This is a genomic window from Rathayibacter tritici (genome assembly GCF_002932875.1).
Taxonomy (GTDB): domain Bacteria; phylum Actinomycetota; class Actinomycetes; order Actinomycetales; family Microbacteriaceae; genus Rathayibacter; species Rathayibacter tritici.
This window is the reverse complement of the sequence record NZ_PSWS01000025.1, coordinates 25,735-47,683: the sequence shown is the minus strand read 5'-3', so window position 1 is coordinate 47,683 and position 21,949 is coordinate 25,735. Positions and strand designations below refer to the sequence as shown.

The following is a 21,949-nucleotide window of genomic DNA, read 5'->3' as shown; positions in this document are numbered from 1 at the left end:
GGGCAGCGGGGGGCGGAGGCGGGCGGCCTTACCTAGCGGGCGGATGGCCTGGTTGCAGAGCCGAGCCTCTCGCGCCGGTACGGGGTCACGCGGATCAGCGCCTGTCCCCCGATATGCCCCCAAGAAAGGGCAGAGATTTGCCGAGCCAGCAGCCGCTAGACTTGGCCTCTTTAGAGGAGAATAATGTGAATGATAAAAGTCGCATGAGACTGGCTATAATTATTGCATTGCCATTGTGCGCCTCGGGGCTCTACGTGTCACCTTCCGCATTCGCGAGCGAAGTGAAAAGCGGAGACCTCATTGTCGAACTAGAGGCGACCGGCGCCAGCGTCGCCACTTCACATCCCGATAAAGCCGTCGAAATGGTCGAGGGTGAAGCACGTGAGGGAGAGACTGTACAACTCGTCGACGTGGATGGTGAAGCCGCTCTCGTTACTGTGCAGTATCGTCCGATCGGAGATCTAGCGGGCAGGGCCGAACCCGCCTCGAGCAATCAGGCCGACGACAGTGGCACAACGACAGCTCCCGCACCAAGCATGACGACCATCGACGGCACCATCTTCTCCTCCGGAAATTTCGGTGGCACCGTCGATCGCGGCGAGCGACTCGAAGCCGCACCGGATTTTGCCTCGGCAATCACTCCAGAGTCGGCGAGTTTCGATTGGGACAAATCGGGAAGTCCGGAATATAGCGTGCTTCGCGACGGTGACGAGATCGGAAGCTCTACTGACGGCAAATTTACCGATTCCAGCTTGCAGCCCGGGCTCTCATACGATTATCTTCTCGAGGGAGAGGCGGACGAGTTAGGTAACGTTGCCAGCAGATCACTAACGGTCAGAACTCTTGGCGAAAGTGACAATCGAAGCGATCAAGTTCTCCAGCCGCTAGGCTATCAGCCGTACACAACAGCGTACGACTATAAAACCTTCATCCCGAATGACAAAGTTAATAACTTCGCAGCCCAGCTTGGATGCGGGCTTGAAAGCGATGAGTTTTTCATGGGGGACAACAGGAATTTTATCGGCCCCGGCGCAGGAGCGCCATACAGCACTCCATCGTACCGGACACAAATGTTCCTCAACGTCAATTGGGACAATACGGCTCCCTACGATCTAACGTACGTCAAGAGCGTCGGACCGACCAGGAAGCTCAATTCCAGCGGAGATGTGATTGAGACTCGTACAGCGTCAGACGCAGGAATGGTGTTTCAGAATCCTACCCGCTCCGGCAACCTTGTGACCTTCGGAGTCTCTCACGAGGTCGGAGATCCCTTCTGCGTCGCCGGCGCTGTGCGCTATTCTCTGACGTGGGTCAAAATATATCGTAGCGGATCGGTTTCGATTGAGGGCTCTCGTCAGCCGGTGCCCTCCCATGAGGCGTACGCTCGATTCTCCAGCAGCGATGGAAGCGAATCATGGAAAACCCTTTATCAAGCCACTGGAACTAACTTCAATTGCCTCCTTCCGGCGATCTGCACGTCCGAAAATATCAACGAGACGGTATCAGGCTAAGAGCAATCAATGAGTAGAGTCGTAAGTTATCGAAGATTTCAATGGCTTGCAGTCTGCATAGTTGCGGGGTTGCTCGGGTGTCTGCCCTTCTTTATAGGTGGGGTATTCAAAGATAGTGAAATCGCGACTTCTGTTATATCGTCAGTGTTCGCAACAGTGGTTGTGCCAGCGCTGCTATCAGCTCCGCGACTTGCTTCAGCCAAAAATGGGCGTCAGCAAGGCGCGGAGCTTCCCTGGAGACCATGTGCGCGCGCGTCAGTTATTTGCTCGATTCTGACCTTTGGGATGGGCTTTGTCTTTGACCACATCATGCCCGATCGGTACTGGGTTGACGGTGTCGGTATTGCGATCAGTGTGTCGATTCTTCTTTTTGCGACTATGCTTGCGACGCGAGGGTTTCGGACGCAATTTTCGTGCCAGTTGGTCGTATACGGGACTGCATCGATTACTGTGGTGTATGTGCTCTGGCAGGTATCTCAGCTGATAGTTGCTTCGTGACTTTATAGATGGAGCGGGTAACTGGCCGCAGCGCCGGGATCTGCGGCATCACCCGCTCGACGACGACGCCCCAGCCCGCCTCCCCCGTCAGGGTGCCCCAGGAAGTCAGCCCGCCCGCGACGAGGAGCGTCCAGCCGGTGGCGGTGAACGCCGCCCAGCGCACGCCGGCCGCCGCGAGCGCGGAGGCGCCGACGAACAGCGGGAGGTCGAGAACCGCGACAGGACGGGGATCGAGGCTGCCGAGCGTCGCCGTCTGCAGGGCGGAGACGACTGCGCCCGCGATGCACCACCCAGCGCCTGCACGGCGAAGTACGCGCGTCTCCAGAGCCTGCCTGCACGGTACTTCATAGCGGAAGCAGAGGAACGACCCAGGGCGCTGACGGGCTCCGCGGCCTAGGCTCGGAATCAATTTCCGCCGCCTCCACGAGAAGCGGCCCACCCCGACGCCAAGGACGACGCCGATGAACCGCACCACCGTGATCACCGCACTCGCCTGCGGACTCCTCCTCACCGCAGCCACCCCCGCTGTCGGCGCGAGTTCGGACACCGCCGACAACTCCGCCCGCTCGACCGACGAGCTCGCCGCCACCGACGAGGACACTCTGCTCATCAACGGGCGCGCCTTCCTCCTCGAGTAGTCCCGTACCGCGGCCAGGATGGCGGGATGGACATCACGATCCGGCCCTACCTCGAGTGTGACGCGGCCGACACTCTGGCCGTGTTCCTCGCGGCCGTCACCGAGACCGCTGCGGCCGACTACAGCCCGGAGCAGATCACCGCCTGGGCCGGCCGTCGCGACCTGCCGACCTGGAACGCTGCGATGCAGGCCAGGAACGCCGTCGTGGCAACGATCGGCGATGAACTCGTCGGCTTCTCCGATGTGAGCGCCGCGGGCTGGATCGACATGATGTTCGTCTCGCCCCGCTTCCTGCGCCGCGGAGTCGCCTCCCGCCTCCTCGCGCATCTCCTCGCGCGCACCGAGGCCGCCCCCGAGCTCGCGGCCGACGTGAGCATCACCGCGCGCCCCTTCTTCGAGCGCCACGGCTTCGTGGTCGTCGCCGAGCAGCATCCCGTGCGCGCCGGCGTAAAGCTGACGAACTACCGAATGGCAAGACGCCTCCATCCCTCGCGCGGACCGTTGCGTTGAGTCGCCCGAGAAGGCTCGTTCTCACGCCCGAGAACGAGCCTTCTCGGGCGAGTGAGTGATGCGGACGGGAAGAACGGAATGACCCTGCCGCTGCTGGCGGTGTCGCTCTTCGGAACCACGGAGACGGATCCGTTGCCCTCCGCGACACGGTCCTTCTCAGGCGGGTCCGGGCGCTGCGCGAGGTGGCCGCAAACTTCCGCGTCAACCTCGCGATCGTCACGCGCTACGACGCCCACGCCTTCGGACAGTCGCGCCGGCGTCACGATGCGGCGATGTCGTAGCCAAAGCTCGGCACTCCGGTCCTCAACGAGCCGAAGAACCTTGCCGACTGTGCGGCCTTGACTGAGGATGCGATCGGCGAGGTCGGGTCTGAGTCGCGACGCCAGTGGCCGTCCTCCCGAAGAGGAATGTAGCCGTCAGCCCCGGTCTGCGCGTCGGGAGATCTCGGTGATAACGACCTTCTCGCCCGCGTTCACGTCTCCGTCCACGGCCACCACCCGCCGAGCCTCGTCGAGCACGTCCGAGAGGTCGCCGTCCGCTGAGGCCGTCTGCTCCCAGACGCGCTCCGGGTCGATGTCGACGACACGGGCCAGCCGCTCTTCTATCGCCTCGCGCGCCTCCCGCACCAGGCCGACGAGGTATCGATCAGGAGGACTTCGTCATCGGAGACCTTCTTATCAGCCGTGATCACGAGCCCGGCAGTCCAGAGCATGAGCTGCGGGTGGCGGGTCCGTTTACTCAGCTCTGTCGCGACCTCAATCACCCGCGCCTCGTTGCGGAAGACGGCCTGAGCGTGACGACCGGCGAGGACGGTCGTCCAGAGGTTCAGGCCGACTGCGAGTGGGACGCCGACCGCCGGGATGGCAATCTTGATGACGTTGCGCTGCAGGAGGTGCTTCCCGACGACCGGAAGTCTTTTGGCCGCGGCGAGGGCAGGTCCGGAGTAGAACCCTTTGACGAACGGTTGGATCAAGGCCGGTGCGGCCTTCAGCACTCCCTTTCTGACGACCTCGCCACCTTTGATATTGGAAAGCTACCCGGATGAGCTTCCACAGGTCCTCCGGGTCTGTCGGATTGAGACGCATCCCACAGAGGACGGAGATTTCCCAGGCCAGATGGAGTTATAGCTGAGGGAGAAAGGCGACGTCGACCAGGACACTCGTCACAGCGGCGGGGGCAGTGAGCGGGCTCGCTCCTCCAAGGCTGCCGATCGTCGGGGCGACCGTCGCGGTATAGGCGCCCGCCGACAGTCCGCCCTCGATGGCGGCGTAGTTCGCCGCCGTCTGGATGCGCCGGTCGACGATCCCGTCCGCCGGGACGCCCCTGTACTTTTTCTGGAAGTACTCAAGGTCGACTTTGTCGGTGTCGGTCCTCAGCGACTGGGCAATCAGCATCTCGAACCAGTTGCAGGACTTCACGTCGTCCGCGGTCAGGCTCGACAGGAAGTCACGCAGATTCCCCGTCTCCTTCTCACCATCGGCGCGCAGCCTCGTCCTCCTCGGTCGGTACATCAGTGCTCGGATTCTTCGGCATGTGGGCTTGCCCAGGAGTGATTGACAGATGTCCATCAAACTGCCACGGACCGGAGACATCGGGCGTACCCGCGGGTGCGGCGTTCTTGCCGTCGAGTAGGAGCTGATGGTATTGGCAAGCATCTCGCTGGTCGAGGCGTTCTGCGCGTCGATGATCCGCACTGCGCCATTGCCGTTGCCCGAATACTCGGCGCGGAGGAAGGCCCTAGGAGAGGTGGTGGACCCGTCATTCTCCGTTCAAGGTGATCAGTCGCGGTGGCGCTCGAGTACGAGGTCGAGTCCGCTATCGGGTGGTAACCCCAGGAGGCGTCCAGGTCGTCCCAGGACGCCTCCTGCCGACCGTCGAGCGCGCGGGTGCTGTCGACGCGAGAGAGGATGCTGTCGGGCACGTCGACCCTGGCAAGGACGCAGGCGACGTCCGCGAGATCCTCTCCGGGGCTCTCCGAACCTTCGGTCTGCATCGAGAGGGTCGTGCCGTCGTCGCCGAGCACGAAGTACGCGCCAGGGGTGACGTCACAGGTGTCGAGGGCACTCTCGATGGCGGTGGGTCCGGTCGAGCCGACGACCTCGCCGACCGCGGGCAGGACCCAGAGTCCGAGAACAACTCCGATCAAGAAGCCGCCTGCCGCCGTCCGTAGCGGGAGCGAGGCGGTCCGGCTCGGGAGCGGGACGTTCGAATTCGGGAGCGGAATGCTTCGGCACGGTGCCGATGTCGTCGATCACGGTCAGTACCCCCGGCGGCGAGAGCAGGTTGTCGGACTCCACGCCGTTGGACGTCGTCGCGATGTACCGATCGCCGACGGTGGAGCGCCGGGTGAGGACCGCGGCCTCGGTGCCGGTGCGGTCGTTGTGAGAGTGGAAGACCGAGCCGTTGTCGATGCGGGCGACGATCGTGCCGACGGGCTCGGAGGGCAGGAGGCCGGTCGGCTGGACGGAGTACTGGACCGGGATGATGTGCTCGTTGCGGGCCCGTGTGCGGTGACGGAAATGCGGCGGGTGTAGGGCACGGTGCCTCCTCGGCGATGGAGCCGGCGGCGGTTGCTGCTGCGGTGCTGTGCAGACCGGCAGTAGAGCCAGTCGACCTACATCGGTACAGCGATAAGGCCCCTTATCGACAAGGGCTACGCGGTCGGTACTCGACAAGCTAGTTTCGACTCATCAGCCCGGATGGGCACCAGACGAGGAGGCGAGATGATCGATACCCTGTTGTCCCTGTCCGACATCGCCGCGCTCGCCGGCGTCACACGCCCGACCGTCTCCGTCTGGCGCTCTCGCGGTCGCGGCGGCACCGCACCGTTCCCCGCGCCGGTATCGGGCCGCACCGGTTCGGAGCGCTTCGCCGCGAGCGACGTCTCGGAGTGGCTCGCCGTCACCGCGAAGGGCAACAACCCCGAGGCGTCCGCCGACGCCCTCTCCTTCGGCCGGACCGCGAACCGCGAACCCGATGCCTTCGACGCGCTCGTGGCTCTGCGGGCGCAGCTGGGCGAGGAGCTGAGCGCCGTTGACGACCTCCTCGCTGCAGCGCGGGCAGTCGACCCCGGCGACGCCTTCCTCCTCTCCGAGATCGAGGCCCTGGGGGCCCGACTGGAGCCGGCCGCGCAAGAAGCCGATGCCGCTGTCGAGGCCGCCTGGACGCCCGGCACCGCCTTCGATCGGGCCCGACCGGCTGCTGCCGACCGCACGAATCTGGCTCCGGAGGCGGCGGCTCTCGTCGCCGACATCGCCCTCGTCCTCGCAGGAGGCGACACCGCCGGGACCGTGGTCGACCCGACCGGCGTTTGCGGAGCGCTCGTCCTGTCCGTCGTCATCCGCGCGGGCGACGGGGGCGAGGTCGAGGTCGTCCTCGGCGCACCGTCCGACGCCGGCGCCGGACGCAGCGCCCGCCGGCGGCTCTCCTCCCACGGCGTCCGCTGGCGCGACCGCAGCCGCGACGAGGAGTTGAGCGGCAGCGCGGTGGAGACGCTCGTCGCGCAATTCCCGCACGAGGGCGCGATGACGACCGCGGCCGGCCCCGTCCTGGAGGCAGTCGACGAGCTCCTCCTCGGCATGCCGACCACTCAGCGCGGAGTGATCATCGGGCCGGCGGCCGCGCTCTGCGATCGCCTACCCGCCCCCACCGCGAATCTCCGGCGCTCCGCTCTGCGCGACGGACGGGTCCGGGCGGTAGTGCGGCTCCCGGAGGGCCTCCTGCCCGCCCATCCGCGCCAGGCTCTCGCCCTCTGGATCGTGGGCCCCGCCGACGGCAGGGTCGAGGAGGGGCGGCAGTGGACGCTGCTCGCGGACGTCGGCGAGCAGCCCCTGGACGCGGCGGTGCGGGCGCTCGTCGTCGGCGATGTCTACGCCACGATGGGCCGGGCCGCCGACCTGAAGGCACGCGCCTTCGCCGTCGGACGCGTTGAGCCTGCTTCCGCGGTGCTCGCCCGGTCCGGCTCCCTCCTCACGCAGCGAAGTCGCGGGCCGAGGGTGGGCCGCGTCCCGTTCGACGCCGCCGCGGCACGAGCCGTCCGCATCGAGCAGCTGCTGGCGATCATCGGCGAGGACGCCGCGGACCTGGCCGCCGAACCGGTGGCGGCCGACACCGAAGTCGCGGCGCTCGCTTCCGACTCGATCGGCGGCCTGTGCACCTCGAAGTCCCTGCGCTACCGCGCGGGCACCCGCCTCGCCGACACCGAGATCGGCACCACGGGCCACGTCGTGCTCGGCGTGCCCGAGCTCCTCGGCGAGACCGGTCGGGGCTCGCGGCGTGTCGGGATCCTCGAGTTCGAGCGAGCCCACGCGCGATCGGTGCGCACGCAGCCGGGCGACGTCGTCTTCTGCACCTCGCCGCTCGCCGCAATCGTCGATGACGAGGGCGGCTCCGTCGTCGCCTACCCCGCCCGCATCCTCTCGATCGTCGACCCCTCATCGGGACTGGTCCCCGACCTGCTCGCAGCCGACATCGCCGCCCGGCCGCCGGGCTCCCGCCGATGGCGCGACTGGACGGTGCGCCGGGTCTTCCCCGAGCGCATCCCGCCCCTGGTATCGGCGCTCTCCCGCATCATCGAGCTGCGGACCGAGACTGAGCGCCGCCTCCGGGCCCTCGACGAACTCGAAACCCTGATCGCGGACGGCGCCGTGCACGGCAGCATCCGCCACCCTCTTCTTCCCACCCGCACCGAGACCGCCGTCGACACTGTCGACGGCACCGCACAGAAAGGCAGCTGATGGCACCCCGCATCGCCAAGACCGCCGTCCCCCTCGCTCCATCGACGATGAAGGAACTGAAGGACACGCTCTGGAAGGCCGCCGACAAGCTCCGCGGGTCGATGGACGCTTCGCAGTACAAGGACGTGATCCTCGGGCTCGTTTTCCTCAAGTACGTCTCAGACGCCTTCGAGGAGCGACGCGCCCAGATCCACGCGGAGCTGACCGCCGACGGCCTCGATGACGACCAGATCGCCGAGCTGATCGACGACGTCGACGAGTACGTGGGCCGCGGAGTGTTCTGGGTGCCGTCGGAGGCGCGGTGGGGTCACCTCGCCGAGAACGCGAAAGGCACTGAGGCGTACGGCTCGACGACCGCGCAGTCCGTCGGCGAGCTCATCGACGGTGCCATGGGGCTGCTCATGAAGTACAACGAAGGACTCACAGGGACGCTCCCCCAGATCTTCAACCGCGACAACGTCGACCAGCGCCGCCTCGGCGAACTCGTCGACATCTTCAACTCGGCGCGCTTCACCGGCGAGGGATCAACGCGCGCTCGCGATCTGCTCGGCGAGGTCTACGAGTATTTCCTCGAGAAGTTCGCCCGCGCCGAGGGCAAGCGCGGCGGCGAGTTCTACACGCCGTCGAGCGTGGTTCGGGTGCTCGTCGAAGTGCTCGAGCCGCACGAGGGCCGGATCTACGACCCGTGCTGCGGGTCGGGCGGCATGTTCGTGCAGACCGAGAAGTTCCTCGAGGCGCACGACCGCGAGGGCAGCGACCTCTCCGTCTATGGGCAGGAGCTCAACGAGCGGACGTGGCGGCTGGCGAGAATGAACCTCGCCATTCACGGGCTCAACGGCAATCTCGGCCCGCGCTGGGAGGACACCTTCCGCCGAGACCAGCACCCGCAGATGCAGGCCGACTTCGTCCTCGCGAACCCGCCGTTCAATGTGAAGGACTGGGCCCGCAACGAGGAGGACCCGCGCTGGACCTACGGGGTGCCGCCGGCGAACAATGCGAACTACGCGTGGATCCAGCACATCGTCTCGAAGCTCGCGCCCGGCGGCAGCGCCGGCATCGTGATGGCGAATGGATCGATGTCGTCGAACTCCGGCGGCGAGGGCGCCATCCGCGCGCAGCTCGTCGAGGCCGATCTGGTGCAGTGCATGGTCGCTCTGCCGACGCAGCTGTTCCGGAGCACTGGCATCCCGGTCTGCGTCTGGTTCCTGGCAAAGGACAAGACGCCGGGGCCTGGAGGCGTCACCGATCGCCGCGGCGAGGTGCTCTTCATCGACGCGCGGAATATGGGCTACATGGTTGATCGCGCTGAGCGGGCGCTGAGCGACGAGGACATCGCGACGATCGCGGGGACAGTGCACTCTTGGCGCGGGACACGGTCTGCCGGCGGAGTCGCTTACGAGGACAAGGCCGGATTCTGCTACTCGGCGAAGAACGCCGAGATCGCGGCGAACGACTACGCGCTCACGCCAGGGCGCTACGTTGGAGCGGCCGAGCTGGCCGATGACGGTGAGCCGCTGGAGGAGAAGATCGCGCGCCTGCGCGGTGAGCTTCTTGCGGCGATGGACGAGTCCGACCGCCTCGCGGCGGTCGTGCGCGAGCAGCTGGAGCGTGTGCTGTGAGCGAGTGGTCCACAAGCCCGCTTCACGAGGTCCTCGAGTTCCGCGAGGGCCCCGGAATCATGGCAAGCGAGTTCCGCGACTCGGGGACGCCACTGATCCGTCTTGCTGGGCTGAAGTCAGGCGCGTCATTACTCGCTAGATGCAATTACATCGATGACGAGCTCGTCGCGCGACGCTACCCGCACTTCCGACTTGAGCGCGGTGACGTCCTCCTGAGCACTTCGGCCTCGCTCGGCGAGGTGGCGACAGTGAAGGACGAAGGCGCCGGTGCGATCGCTTATACGGGAATCATCGCCTTTCGCCCAAAAGGCGAGCTGATCGACGCGCGCTTCATCGAATGGATCCTAAGATCACCGGGTCTGAAAGACCAGATTGAATCGATGGGTGTCGGCAGCGTTATGAAACACTTTGGCCCTTCGCACCTTAGATCGATGCACGTGACATACCCAGATAAGCCATCGCAGCGAGCGATCGCGGAGGTGCTGGGCGCACTTGACGACAAGATCACGGCGAACCGGAACGCCGTCGGTCAATTTGATCAGCTTGTCGCTTTCCTCTTCAAACGCGCCTCTGAGGCCGGGCCTCACATCACACTCTCGAGCCTGGCGTCCTTTGTGAATGGTGGCGCGTATACGAAGGGTGCCAGTGGAAGTGGCCGAGTCGTGGTTCGAATTGCCGAACTGAACGGAGGCATTGGAGGTTCTACCGTGTTCAGTGATGCGAAAGTGCCCGATGATCAGACCGCGCGATTCGGCGACCTGCTTTTTGCCTGGTCTGGATCGCTCACAATTCATCGTTGGTATCGAGACGATGCAATAATCAATCAGCACATCTTCAAAGTCCTACCCAAAGACGAGAACCCTCGTTGGCTGGTGCATCAAGCCCTTCTCGCCGCACTCCCCTCGCTTAAGGCAATTGCGGCGGATAAAGCGACGACGATGGGGCACATCAAACGCGAACATCTCGACACGTTGGTGCAAGTGCCCGATCCACAAGCGACGACGTATATCGGCCCGCTCCTCCAAGGCGCCTGGGACCTTGCTCTGGCGACGGAACAGGAGAGTCTTCGACTCATCGCACTCCGCGACGCCCTCCTCCCCGCCCTCATGTCCGGCAAGCTCCGCGTCAAGGACGCCGAGCGCGCCGTCGAGGACGTGCTCTAATGGCCGGGTTCTCTGAGGCCCAGTGGGAGGATCTCGCTCTCGACCGGCTCGGCGAGGAGCACCTGATGTGGCACCCGCTCCGCGGGGAGCAGATCGCTCCGGGGACGGGCGAGCGCGACTCCTGGGCCGAGCTGCTCATCCGCTCGCGCCTGATGACGGCGCTACAGAAGCTGAACCCCACGATCCCGCTCACCTACCTGGCGCAGGCGGCGGCCGAGATCGCGACGCCCTCCTCCCAGGACGCGATCACCGAGAACCACCGGATCCACCGGTTTTTCGTCGAGGGGTACCGCCTGTCCTATCTCGAAGCGGACGGCAGCGAACGCAACGTCACGGTGCGGCTCCTCGCCGCGGAGGCCGACGACAACGACTGGCTGGCGGTCAATCAGGTCACGATCCAGCAGGGCGACTACAAGCGTCGGTTCGATCTCGTCCTCTACCTGAACGGCATGCCGGTCAGCATCCTCGAGCTCAAAAGGGCCGGCAGCGACGCCACCAAGGTAGCCGCCGCACACGCACAGCTGCAGACCTATCTACGCGATTTCCCGCTCGCGTTCCGCTTCTGCGTCTTCACCGTCGCCTCCGACGGGCTCGAGGCACAGTACGGCACCCCGTTCACTCCGCTCAACCACTTCGCGCCGTGGAATGTCGATGAGGAGGGCAAGCCCGTCGGCCGCGACGAGCGCGAGGACGGCAACGTCGTCACTCCGCTCGAGCGCGCACTCGACGGCCTCTACAACCAGACGCGGTTCCTGCAGATCCTGCGGCACTACACCGCCTTCGACCAGGGCGCCGAGGGCCTCGAAAAGCGCATCGCCAAGCCGCACCAGTACTTTGCGGTGGCGAAGGCTGTCGGCCGCACGATCACCGCGGTCGACAGCAACGGTAAAGCCGGCGTCGTCTGGCACACGCAAGGCTCGGGCAAGTCGATGGAGATGGAACTGTATACCAACCTCGTCGCCCGGCACCCACGCCTCAAGAACCCGACAGTCGTCATCATCACCGACCGCACCGAGCTTGACGGGCAGCTATTCTCCGGATTCGAGCGGAGCCTCCTCCTGCCTGAGAAGCCGAAGCAAGTGACCAGTCGAGCAGAGCTGCGTGAGCAGATCGGTAACCGGCTCACCGGTGGCATCTACTTCACGACGTTGCAGAAGTTCGGCCTCAGCACGGAGGAGAAGCGCGCGAAGGCTTCGCATCCTCTCCTCTCCGATCGCCGCAACGTGATCGTGATCGTCGACGAGGCGCACCGCAGCCACTACGACGACCTCGACGGCTACGCCTGGCACCTGCGCAACGCCCTCCCGAACGCGACCCTGATCGCCTTCACCGGAACCCCCGTCAGCTTCGACGACCGCGACACCCGCGAGGTCTTCGGCGACTACATCGATATCTACGACCTCAGCCGCGCGGTCGAGGACGGCGCCACGGTGCCCGTCTCGTTCGAGCAGCGCCTGATCAAGATCGAGCTGGCCGAGGGAGTGAGTCAGGAGCAGATCGATGCGGCCGCCGACGAGGTGACCATCGGACTCGACGAGACCGAGCGCGCCCGGATCGAGCAGAGCGTCGCCGTCATCAATGCGCTCTACGGAGCCCCCGACCGCATCGACACCCTCGCCGCCGACATCGTGCAGCACTGGGACGAGCGCAGCGAGCGGATGAAGGCGACCATCGCCTCCCCCGGCAAGGCGATGATCGTGGGAGCGACGCGGGAGATCTGCGCCCGCCTCTACTCCGCGATCGTGGCGCTGAAGCCAGAGTGGCACGGCGACAGACCTACCAGCGGTCGCATCAAAGTGGTCTACTCCGGCACGCCCTCCGACCTTCCGCCGATCTCCGAGCACGTGCGCCGCGACTCCGAGAACATCGTCATCAAGAAGCGAATGAAGGACGTCGACGACGAACTCGAGCTGGTCATCGTGAAGGACATGATGCTCACCGGCTTCGACTCGCCACCGCTGCACACCCTCTACCTGGACCGGCCGCTCAAGGGCGCGCTACTCATGCAGACGCTGGCCCGCGTGAACCGCACCTTCCGCGGCAAGCAGGACGGGCTGCTCGTCGCCTACGCCCCCCTGGTCGACAACCTGACGGCGGCTCTCGCCGAGTACACGGCGGCGGACCAGGCCGAGAAGCCCGTCGGCCGCAACATCGACGAGGCCGTGGGCATCGCGCTCGAGATGGTCGCCGAGCTGCGCACACTGCTCGCCGGCCACGACTGGCGAGCCGAGCTCGCCTCGTCGCACCCGAAGGCGTACCTCAACGCCGCCTCCGGCGCGGTGAACTTCCTCCGCTCGCGGTCGAAGTCCACCGCCGAGGGCCAGGAGGATCCGGCCGCGCGGTTCCGCGCGCTCGCGAGCAAGCTCTCGCGGGCGTGGGCGCTCGCCTCGGGCGCACAGAACCTCGCCGCGCTGCGGCCCGAGATCTCGTTCTACGAGGACGTCCGCATTTGGATGGCGAAATTTGATGCCGACGACCGGCATGCGAAGGGCGAGCCGATCCCCGCCGAGATCGAGCGCCTGCTCAGCCAGCTGCTTGCCCAGGCGACCGCGACCGGCGAAGTCCTCGACATCTACGACGCCGCCGGCATGCCCAAGCCTTCCCTCAGCCAGCTCACCCCTGAGTTCGTCGAGAAGACGCAGAAGGCGCGCAACCCGCACCTGGCGATCGAGGCGCTGCGCACACTCCTCGTCGACGAGTCGAGCGCAGCGACCCGCAACAATGTGGTGCGCAGCCAGGCATTCTCTGCGCGCATCGCAGAGCTGATGACGAAGTACACCAACCAGCAGCTGACTTCGGCCGAGGTGATCGCGGCGATGGTCGATCTGGCGCGCGAGATCTCGAACGAGGCCGACCGCGGTAAGCGGTTCGATCCACCACTGAGCAGTGACGAGGTCGCCTTCTACGACGCCGTTTCACAGAACGAATCCGCTCTGACGCTGCAGGGCGAGGACACGCTCGCGCAGATCGCGCGCGAACTAGTCCAAACGATGCGCCGCGACGTGCGCACTGACTGGACCGTCCGTGATGACGTCCGCGCGAAGCTCCGCTCGTCGATCAAGCGGCTCCTCGTGCGCTATCGCTACCCGCCCGATCAGCAGGCCGGCGCGATCAAGCTCGTCATGGAGCAGATGGAGTCAATGGCCCCTCGGTACGCGACGGAGCGGGAGGCGGCACTCTGAGCGACTTCTCGCGGGCGGATCCTGCGGGACCGGTGGCCCTCGCGTTGGCGTAGGCCGACGCACCTTCCGAGATCCTTCGCAAAGAAGGCATCGATCATTCATGTCTCGGTGCGGCCCGTGAACGTGACGGGCAAATGGGGGTCACGAATGGTCGTTGGATAACGAGACCGCGAACGCCGCAGCGCGATGCCGCCCGCGCGACGCCCGGCATCAATCACGACGCGCGGGTCAGGGCGACGATGACGTACCTGGCATTCGAATTACCGACAACACCCGAAGTCTCGTCGCCGAATCAATCGACGACGAGGTTCGACGGGCAAGGTCCTGCCCGGATGCCCGAATCATTGAGATCGCCCACGCACGTCGGCGGACGTGAGTCGCCCGAGAAGGCTCGTTCTCCGCACCGAGAACGAGCATTCTCGGGCGACTCAGCGGGCAACCGGTTGCCACGCGGTGAGCAGCTCGCGCTCTCGCTCGTTGGGCGGGACGGCGCGGCGGCCGGGCTCGTGGACGGCGGCGCGAAGCGTCTCGGGCAGCGGGCGGCGGGCGCGCGTATTCCGCGCCAGTCAGGGTGTCGGATCCACAGCGGCAGCGAGCCGGGTCCCGACCACTGCCCGACTCCGCGCGCCAGCAGCCACTCCTCCGCCGCGGCGACCGGCACGGCGGACGACTCGCCCCGCGCCACCGCGAGGTGCTCCCCCAGCGACACAGGAGTCCCGCAGACATTCATCACGCCCGCCTCCGCCGACGACACCAGCCACCGCGCGAGGTCCCGCACGTTCAGCACCGATGTCAGCAGCGCCACAGCGCCCAGCACCACCCCAGGTACAGCCGGATGCGCGAACCGCCACGGCCCGTACGACGAGCGCCCGGTCGCAGGGCCCGCCGATCAGGCCGGCGCGCGCGATCAGGGCGGGCGCCGCTCCCGCCAGGACGGCCTGCTCGCAGGCGACCTTCGCGGCGCCGTAGGAGGCGGGGTCGTCGGAGGGGGCGAGCAACTCCGCGTCCTCCATCGCTCCGATGACCGAATTCACCGCGGAGACGCTGGTCGTCGAGACGAGCACGGACAGGCCGCAGCGCAGGCCGCGGGCGGCGCGGTAGACGTGCGCCGGAGTCGAGGAGAGGTCGATCACGGCGTCCCAGGACGTGCCGCCGAGAGCGCGTCGCCACGATCGGCCTGCACCGACACGGCACCCGGAGGCACGCCCGAGCCGCGTGCGACGCAGGTCACCTCGTGCCGCAGCGCCTCCGCGGCGCGGTGCCCGCCGAGCCAGCCCGTTCCTCCGAGGATCAGCGTTCCCCGCATGCTCGCACGAGCGCGCCGAGGCGCCGGGCACGGGCACCTCCTCACACCACGACGAACGCGTCCAGGATCAGCGTCGTCCCGGTCGAGGCCGGGTTCCGCGTCGACCCGCGGCGGATCGTCACGGTGTGCTCGCCAGCGGCCAGCACGGGGCTGGTCCAGACGGTGCGGGCCGAACGGATCGTCGCGCTGTAACGGTCGACGGTCGCCACCTGCACGCCGTCGAGCAGCACCTCGTTGATCCCGGACGAGGGGGTCAGCCGACTCAGCCAGCTCACCCTCGTGCCCGAGAAGAGCAGCGTCGCGGAGGCGTTGGACGTGCTCGAGTACGCGATGCTGCCGCCGCTGTCAGCAGCTCCCGAGAGCGTCGACCACGTGCCGACGGTCGTGATCGCGGCGGCTCCGTTCTCGTAGGTACCCGCGGCGGGAAGCGCGGTGGGCGTGGGCGTGGGAGTAGGAGTCGAGGTGGCGGGAGTCCCCGCCGTCACCACGAACGCGTCCAGGATGAGGGTCGCCCCCGTCGCCGCCGGGTTCCTGGTGGATCCGCGCCGCACTGTCACTGTGTGCTGACCGGCGGGCAGGGCGCCGCTGGACCAGACCGTCACTCCCGAGCGGGTCGTCGCGCTGTAGCGGTCGCCGCTCGCCACGACGACGCCGTCGACCAGCACCTCGTTGATTCCCGAGGACGCCGTGAGGCGGCTCACCCAGCTGACGCCGGTGCCCGTGAAGCGCAGGGTCGCCGAGGCGCCGGCCGAGCTCGAGTAGCCGATGGCGCCTCCGCTGTCGCCGCCGCCGGAGAGGGTCGACCAGGTGCCGGTCAGCGTGACGAACGCGGAGTCGTTCTGGTAGGTGCCTTCGCCCGGAATCACCGGCGCGGGCGGATCCGGCAGCACCACCACGGGCTCCTCGGCGAGCCAGCGCCGGAAGGTGTCGAGCATGTCCTTCTGCGTGAAGCTCGGGACGATGTGACCCGAGGGAGCACCCTCGGACGAGTGCAGGGTGAGCACCGACTCCTTCGCCACCGGCTGCGCCAGCGCGTGCAGCTTGCCGCCGTGGGCCGCGATCGGCACGAGCTGGTCCTCGGGCGATCCGGTGATGCGCAGGCGCGTGCCGGACCACGATGCCTGCGGGAGGAGCGCGGGGTCGGTGGCGGGGATGGTGGCGGCGTCGAAGCCGTAGGCGGGTAGGGTCCGCGTAGGTTCGCGGGTGGCGATGTCGTTCATGTCGTAGACGCCGCTCGCGTGGTACGCGCCGCGGATCTCGGGGACGAGTCGGTTGCCGTATGCCCAGCAGAGCAGTGCGCCGCCGCCGGAGTTGGAGCGGAGGAAGCTCGCGCCGATCCGCCAGGTCTTCTGGAACCAGGCGACCGCGTTGGTCTGCGCAGTGATCGCTGCGCGGCTGGTCCAGACGCTGCCGCCGTAGTTGGGGCAGATGCTGATCACGCCGTCGTCGACCGCCTGGTCGGCCGTGTACTGGAAGGCGCCGGACAGGGCCGCGTAGGAGCTGCCGTTCGCGTGGTAGTACCAGTAGACGACCTGGCCGACCCGCGCCGAGGGCACCGCGGTGTGCGGCACGAACAGGCGGGTGCGGTCGCCCGCGATCGACACGTCGATGATCTGGTACGGCTTCCGGCCGAAGCGCGAGGAGGCGGTGTCGCTGCGCCCCAGCTCGCCGGGCAGCAGAGGGATGACGCTGTAGTCGGGAGCGGCGGAGGCCGTCATGGCGGAGGCGACGGCGGCTCCGAGGCCGAGCGCGGCTCCGGTGAGGACAAGGCGACGGCTGTGCCGACGCCCGGGTGCGGACGAACCGCGTGCGGAAGAACGCGGTGCGGAAGAACGCGGTGCGGAAGAACGAGGTGCGGACATGGGAAGACCCCCGGGGGAGGAGAGGCGACCCGGCCGGGCGGGCGCCGGACCGGAAGGATCAGGAGGAGCGAGCGGTCACCGGGGACCGCCGGCGCCGGAACTGCGATCCGGAAGGGACCGCTGAGGGCAGGCGTGGCGCCCCGAAGCAGGAGCGGACCAGGACCGGACCAGGAACGACCCAGGACCGGACCACGGTGCTCGGGCACACGCACGGGCATCATCACCCGTACCTCGCCTCCGGCACCAGCCCTGGCTCGAGGACAGCGGGCCGATCGGACACGATATCCGCATGGCGCCGCGTAGGGGACCCTTTTGGGGGGTAACCGCGCGCCCCCGCGCCGCAGCGCGCCACGAACGATGCCACGGGAGAGCGCCATCTCGCGTCACTACCCTGCCGTTCTCCGCCAGCACCCCTCGGGGTCGCCCCGAGCGGTGCCGGTGACGCGCACGCGCCATCCCCGACACCCAAGAACCTCGACATCGCAATCCAGCAGCGGAATGCGCACGTCAACACGCCATCTACAGCCTCGCCTTGTCTGAAAGACACCTGATATCCGGTCCCCAGCTCGCTGTTCCATCCCTGCACGTCTGCCCAAAAAGGAACTCGTCGGCCTCCTCGGACGTCCCGCCTCAGGGGGACAAGGCACCTCCCGAGCCCGATCTATCGTGATCTCCGCTCCACCCGGAAGGCCCGGCGAAGCGCTCCGGGGGGAGGTCGATCAGCGATGACTACGCACGTTCTCGACCGTTCTCGCCCGCCCCTCGCACTCGCCCTGGTCCTCCTCCTGCTCGCCGCCGCCCTGGTCGTCCTGCCGGCGTCGAGGGCCCAGGCCGCGACCGTCCTGGTGCAGGAGGGGTTCGGCGGCACCAGCGTCGCCGACTCCGCCTGGCAGCCGCTCGACTCGGGCTGCATCACCCGCGCCACGGTCGCTCCGCCCTCGAGCGGATCCCGCCTGGGCGTCTGCGCGAACCGGACCGCGGCTCCGGCCGCGAGCACCGACCCCGGCTTCCTCCAGCTGACCGACAACCGCACGAACTCCAAGGGCGGCGCGGTGCTCAACCGGCCCATCCCCGCGACCGGCGGGCTCGACGTCCTCTTCGACCAGTACCAGTACGGCGCGAGCCTCTCCCTGGCCGGCGCCGACGGCATCGGCTTCTTCCTGACCGACGGCTCCAGGAGCCTCACGATGGCCGGAGCCGCGGGTGGCGCGCTCGGCTACGGCCAGAACACGACGACCGGTTCGAGCGTCGACGGTGTGAACGGCGGCTACCTCGGCATCGGCCTGGACGCCTTCGGCAACTATTCGAACACCGCAGCGGGCGGCAACGGTCTGGGCGCGGGCTGCCCCACCACCCCGACCGCCCCGGGGCAGCAGGCGAACCGGATCGTCGCCCGCGGTCCCGGCCAGGGCCTGGTCGGCTATTGCTATATCCGCGGCTCCGCGCCGCCCTCCTTCGGCAACCTGCGGCCGACGACCGTGCTCGCCAACACCGCCAATCCCGCCGCCTCGGTTGGTCGGACCATCCGCATTACCGTGTCGCCCGCCACCTTCCCCGAGGTGGTCGTCTACTACGGCGGGTCGGCGGGGACGCCTGCGGCGAACCTCACGGAGGTGATGCGGTTCACGATGACGACCGCCGCACCCTCGACCTACAAGCTCGGCTTCACGGCTTCCACCGGCGGATCCAGCGACACGCACCTCATTCGCAACGTCAGCGTCTCGACCATCAACGATCTCGGTGCCCTGAACCTGGTCAAGCAGATCGACCGCACAACGACTCAGCCCACCAGCTACAGCGAGGGCTCGAGCATCCCCTACCAGTTCGTCGTCACGAACACCTCGACGCTGGCGACCCTGACAGGCGTCGCCGTCGCTGACCCCAAGGCGACGGTCTCGTGCCCCGCGACGACACTCGCGCCGCTGGCCTCCGTGACCTGCACCGGCTCGCACGTGGTGACCGCCGCCGAGGCACTCGCCAGCACGCTCGTGAACACCGCGACAGCCAGCGCTCAGAGCGGCACCACCGCCATCACCAGTGCCGCCTCCTCCGCCACCGCCCCGATCATCGCTCCCGCCCCCGCCCTCACGCTCGCCAAGACCGGCCTGCTCACCGACAGCAACGGCAACGCTCAGGCCGATGTCGGCGAGCGGATCAGCTACTCCTTCCTCGCACGCAACACCGGGAACGTCACCCTGCAGGGCGTCGCCGTCACCGACCCCCGGGTGTCCGGCATCACGCCCACCTCAACGCAGCTCGCGCCCGGAGCGAGCACGACCTTCACCTCGGCCGCGTACACCGTCACGCAGGCCGACATCGACAAGGGCACCGCCGTCAGCAACACCGCGACCGTCAGCGGCCGGACCCTCGCGGCCACCCCCGCCACGGTCAGCGCGACCTCGACGGCGACCACGCCGATCCGCTACGCCCCCTCGATCTCGCTGACCAAGGACGGCGCCCTCACCGCCGGAGCCACCGCGGGCTCCACCATCGCCTACAGCTTCACCGCCACCAATAGCGGCAACACCGCGCTGACCGCGGTCGCAATCAGCGACCCGCGAGTCACCGTCGCCTACGGCGCCTGGCCGGGCACCGCGGGGCAGCTCGGGGTCGGCCAGTCGGTCAGCGCCTCCGCCAGCTACACGCTCACGCAGGCCGACGTCGACGCGGGCTCGGTCCTGAACACCGCCACCGCCACCGGCACCCCGTCGACCGGTGCCGCGGTCACCGCCACCGCCTCGAAGACCGTCGTGATCGCCCGTACGAACGATCTCGCTCTGACCAAGACCGCGAACCCCGCCTTCATCAGCACCGCCGGCACCGTCATCACCTACACCTTCCGCGCGACCAACACCGGCACCACCACCCTCACCGCCGTTGCGATCACCGACCCCAAGAGCGGACTCTCCGCTCTCTCCTACTCCTGGCCGGGCACTTCCGGACGACTGCTGCCCGGCCAGGTCGTCACCGCGACCGCCACCTACACCACCACCACCGCCGACGTCTCGGCCGCCACGATCACCAACACCGCCACCGCGACCGCGACCGGCCCCACCGGCGGGGCCTTCACCCGCACCGCCTCGGTGAGCATCTCGGTGATCCCGGATCCGGTGGCCGACACCGCGACGGTCGTGCAGGGCGGCTCGGTCGTGCTCGACGTGCTCGCCAACGACGGGCCCGCCGCGACCGGCGCCACCTTCTCGCGCGCGCAGCTCTCGGCCACGCCGAAGGCGATCGGAGGCGCGGCGAGCCCCGCACCCGCCACTCCCGTGCAGGGGTCGGTCACCTGTGTCGCCAGCGGCAGCACCCGCGGCCAGTGCACCTACCGTCCGATCGCCGCCTTCGTCGGCAGCGACGTCTTCGACTACTCGCTCTCGGGCCAGTACGGCACCTGGAACGTGCGGGTCACCGTCACTGTCACTGCGCTGAACCGCGCTCCGATCGCCCGCCCCGACCGCGTGGTCGCGACCACCGGCGGCCCCGCCGTCACCGTCGCTCCGCTCGCGAACGACACCGACGAGGACGCGGGCAGCACTCTCGCTCTGGCGGGCACGAGCGTCCCCGGCGGGCTGCGCGGCACCTTCTCCTGCTCCGGATCGACGTGCACCTACGCGCCCGCGGCCGACGGCTGGACCGGCAGCGCCACGATCGCGTACACGGTCTCGGACGGGGCGCTCACGGTGGGCAGCACGATCACGGTCTGGGTCGATCCGGCTCCACTCATCCGGCGCGGCTTCACCGGCAGTGACGCGACGAGCGGAGCGATCGGCCTCGGCGCGTGGATCCGCTCCTCGGTGGTCGCCACTCCCGTCGCGAGCTGCACGGCCGGCCGACCGAGCACTCTCGTGAGCTGGTCGGCCGCCGCCGGAGCGACCGGCTGGACGCTCGAGCGCCGCCTCGCGGGCGCGACTCCCGGCCCGTGGACCGTGGTCGCGACGCCGGGCGCCGCCGCCACGAGCTTCACGGACGACCGTGTCGGCGAGGGCCGCAGCTACCAGTGGCGGGTCCGCCCGGATCTGCAGCGCTGGCTCGGAGTCGCCTCCGCCGCCTCGACCGCCGTCGCCCAGCCGGCCGTCACCACCGCCGGAGGCTGCTGATGCCTCCCCCTCGACACCCCTCTCGTCCTGCACGCGTCTTCGTGAGGGAGACCACGCCCGCTCCGGGCACCACCCACCAGAAAGGAACGGTCGCCATGACCACCACAGCACCCACTCGCCGTAGCCCGTGGAAGAAGGTCGCCCTCACCGGCGGCGTCCTCCTCGCCGCGGGAGCCCTCGCGGGCGCCGGCGCCTTCGCCGTGTTCACCGATTCCGGGACCGCGGTCGGCAACGTCGACGCCGGCCAGACCGACATCTCGGTGACCGGAGCGTTCACGGTCGCGAACATCGCGCCCGGCGACACGGTCCAGCGCCCGATCAGCCTCGTGCTGCCGAACGCCACCAACGACGGTGACCTCGTCTCGACGGTCCGCTTCTACCAGGACGTCACCAACGACGTCGTCGGCTCGGACACCACCGACCCCGGCCGCGTCGGCGCATCCCTGGTCACCGGAGCGAACGGCCTCGACTACCGCCTGCTCACGTGCTCGACCGCCTGGGTCCCCGCCGCCGCACCCGCGGAGAACGGCCCGTACAGCTGCGCCGGCACGCAGACCGTCACCGGCACCGGCAAGCTCTCGACCATCGGCGGAGTCGCCAACGCGGCGAACTTCACCCCGGCGAACTTCGGCATCACCCCCACCGCGACCGGGACCTTCCCCTCGGACGCCGGCGATGTGTCGCTGAACACGCTGATCGAGCTCGTCCTGCCGACCGCCGCCGACAACGCGTACGAGAACGCCTCCGCCACCGTCACCTTCACCGCCGCCGCAATCCAGCGCGCCGGCATCCAGAAGTAGACCGTTTCGTACTGCCTCCGTCTCGCCC

16 protein-coding genes are annotated in these 21,949 nt (G+C 67.9%); 9 read left to right on the top strand and 7 right to left on the bottom strand.

The window, feature by feature from the left end; all coding sequences use genetic code 11:
- Positions 1-185 precede the first annotated feature (185 nt).
- On the top strand, positions 186-1,511 hold the full coding sequence (locus tag C5D07_RS15220; protein ID WP_146076721.1) for a hypothetical protein: 1,326 nt from the start codon (positions 186-188) through the stop codon (positions 1,509-1,511).
- Positions 1,512-1,956: 445 nt separating this feature from the next.
- Here C5D07_RS15220 and C5D07_RS04045 read toward each other — a convergent pair whose 3' ends face one another.
- Entirely contained in the window at positions 1,957-2,418 is a 462-nt protein-coding gene (locus tag C5D07_RS04045) for a hypothetical protein (protein WP_146076722.1), read from the bottom strand.
- Between the two features lie 52 nt (positions 2,419-2,470).
- On the opposite strand from C5D07_RS04045, the gene C5D07_RS15665 reads away from it, so the two are divergent.
- Positions 2,471-2,647: a hypothetical protein gene (locus C5D07_RS15665; protein ID WP_157593828.1), complete on the top strand. Its 177-nt coding sequence runs from the start codon at positions 2,471-2,473 to the stop codon at positions 2,645-2,647.
- A 26-nt stretch (positions 2,648-2,673) separates the two neighbouring features.
- Positions 2,674-3,156, top strand: a complete 483-nt coding sequence (locus tag C5D07_RS04040; RefSeq protein ID WP_104258741.1) for a GNAT family N-acetyltransferase — start codon at positions 2,674-2,676, stop codon at positions 3,154-3,156.
- Between the two features lie 416 nt (positions 3,157-3,572).
- Here the strand turns inward: C5D07_RS04040 and C5D07_RS15900 are convergent, their stop codons facing one another.
- The 3 genes from C5D07_RS15900 to C5D07_RS04030 all read right to left on the bottom strand — a co-directional run bounded on the left by C5D07_RS15900 (position 3,573) and on the right by C5D07_RS04030 (position 4,850).
- Positions 3,573-3,782, bottom strand: coding sequence for a hypothetical protein (locus C5D07_RS15900; protein ID WP_211286322.1), 210 nt, complete (start codon positions 3,780-3,782; stop codon positions 3,573-3,575).
- Complete coding sequence (locus C5D07_RS04035; protein WP_211286320.1) at positions 3,758-4,129, bottom strand: hypothetical protein; 372 nt, start codon at positions 4,127-4,129, stop codon at positions 3,758-3,760. The genes C5D07_RS15900 and C5D07_RS04035 overlap by 25 nt, the downstream gene beginning before the upstream one ends.
- 148 nt (positions 4,130-4,277) lie before the next feature.
- Positions 4,278-4,850 carry a hypothetical protein gene (locus tag C5D07_RS04030; RefSeq protein WP_146076723.1) on the bottom strand — a complete coding sequence of 191 codons (573 nt, stop codon included), beginning with the start codon at positions 4,848-4,850 and terminating at the stop codon, positions 4,278-4,280.
- 1,029 nt (positions 4,851-5,879) lie between these two features.
- On the opposite strand from C5D07_RS04030, the gene C5D07_RS04020 reads away from it, so the two are divergent.
- The 4 genes from C5D07_RS04020 to C5D07_RS04005 are packed head-to-tail and all read left to right on the top strand — an operon-like array spanning position 5,880 to position 13,856.
- Positions 5,880-7,892: a hypothetical protein gene (locus C5D07_RS04020; RefSeq protein ID WP_104258738.1), complete on the top strand. Its 2,013-nt coding sequence runs from the start codon at positions 5,880-5,882 to the stop codon at positions 7,890-7,892.
- Positions 7,892-9,511, top strand: coding sequence for a class I SAM-dependent DNA methyltransferase (locus C5D07_RS04015; RefSeq protein WP_211286318.1), 1,620 nt, complete (start codon positions 7,892-7,894; stop codon positions 9,509-9,511). The genes C5D07_RS04020 and C5D07_RS04015 overlap by 1 nt, the downstream gene beginning before the upstream one ends.
- Positions 9,508-10,674, top strand: coding sequence for a restriction endonuclease subunit S (locus C5D07_RS04010; protein WP_104258737.1), 1,167 nt, complete (start codon positions 9,508-9,510; stop codon positions 10,672-10,674). The genes C5D07_RS04015 and C5D07_RS04010 overlap by 4 nt, the downstream gene beginning before the upstream one ends.
- Complete coding sequence (locus C5D07_RS04005; protein ID WP_104258736.1) at positions 10,674-13,856, top strand: type I restriction endonuclease subunit R; 3,183 nt, start codon at positions 10,674-10,676, stop codon at positions 13,854-13,856. The genes C5D07_RS04010 and C5D07_RS04005 overlap by 1 nt, the downstream gene beginning before the upstream one ends.
- A 566-nt stretch (positions 13,857-14,422) precedes the next feature.
- On the opposite strand, the gene C5D07_RS04000 is transcribed toward C5D07_RS04005, so the two are convergent.
- Genes C5D07_RS04000 through C5D07_RS03995 form a run of 3 tightly spaced genes read right to left on the bottom strand, consistent with a single transcriptional unit; the run spans position 14,423 to position 16,880 of the window.
- On the bottom strand, positions 14,423-14,989 hold the full coding sequence (locus C5D07_RS04000; protein ID WP_068256435.1) for a Rossmann-fold NAD(P)-binding domain-containing protein: 567 nt from the start codon (positions 14,987-14,989) through the stop codon (positions 14,423-14,425).
- Positions 14,986-15,162, bottom strand: a complete 177-nt coding sequence (locus tag C5D07_RS15660; RefSeq protein ID WP_157593829.1) for a Rossmann-fold NAD(P)-binding domain-containing protein — start codon at positions 15,160-15,162, stop codon at positions 14,986-14,988. The genes C5D07_RS04000 and C5D07_RS15660 overlap by 4 nt, the downstream gene beginning before the upstream one ends.
- Before the next feature lie 41 nt (positions 15,163-15,203).
- The gene (locus C5D07_RS03995) at positions 15,204-16,880 is read right to left on the bottom strand and encodes a hypothetical protein (protein ID WP_104258735.1); all 1,677 of its coding nucleotides are present in this window, start codon (positions 16,878-16,880) and stop codon (positions 15,204-15,206) included.
- 869 nt (positions 16,881-17,749) lie between these two features.
- Between C5D07_RS03995 and C5D07_RS16240 the strand changes: the two genes are divergently transcribed.
- Both C5D07_RS16240 and C5D07_RS03985 read left to right on the top strand, forming a co-directional pair.
- The gene (locus tag C5D07_RS16240; RefSeq protein WP_068256441.1) at positions 17,750-21,121 is read left to right on the top strand and encodes a DUF7507 domain-containing protein; all 3,372 of its coding nucleotides are present in this window, start codon (positions 17,750-17,752) and stop codon (positions 21,119-21,121) included.
- Positions 21,122-21,216: 95 nt separating this feature from the next.
- A complete protein-coding gene (locus C5D07_RS03985) occupies positions 21,217-21,921 on the top strand; it encodes a TasA family protein (protein WP_068256444.1) in 705 nt (234 codons plus the stop codon).
- Positions 21,922-21,949 lie beyond the last annotated feature (28 nt).

Excerpts from the sequence above, each read along its gene's own strand:
- C5D07_RS15665 (WP_157593828.1), top strand. The coding sequence starts at position 2,471 with ATGAACCGCACCACCGTGATCACCGCACTCGCCTGCGGACTCCTCCTC.
- C5D07_RS04040 (WP_104258741.1), top strand. The coding sequence starts at position 2,674 with ATGGACATCACGATCCGGCCCTACCTCGAGTGTGACGCGGCCGACACT.
- C5D07_RS04020 (WP_104258738.1), top strand. The coding sequence starts at position 5,880 with ATGATCGATACCCTGTTGTCCCTGTCCGACATCGCCGCGCTCGCCGGC.
- C5D07_RS04015 (WP_211286318.1), top strand. The coding sequence starts at position 7,892 with ATGGCACCCCGCATCGCCAAGACCGCCGTCCCCCTCGCTCCATCGACG.
- C5D07_RS04005 (WP_104258736.1), top strand. The coding sequence starts at position 10,674 with ATGGCCGGGTTCTCTGAGGCCCAGTGGGAGGATCTCGCTCTCGACCGG.
- C5D07_RS15660 (WP_157593829.1), bottom strand. The coding sequence starts at position 15,162 with ATGCGGGGAACGCTGATCCTCGGAGGAACGGGCTGGCTCGGCGGGCAC.
- C5D07_RS03995 (WP_104258735.1), bottom strand. The coding sequence starts at position 16,880 with ATGACGGCCTCCGCCGCTCCCGACTACAGCGTCATCCCTCTGCTGCCC.
- C5D07_RS16240 (WP_068256441.1), top strand. The coding sequence starts at position 17,750 with ATGACTACGCACGTTCTCGACCGTTCTCGCCCGCCCCTCGCACTCGCC.
- C5D07_RS03985 (WP_068256444.1), top strand. The coding sequence starts at position 21,217 with ATGACCACCACAGCACCCACTCGCCGTAGCCCGTGGAAGAAGGTCGCC.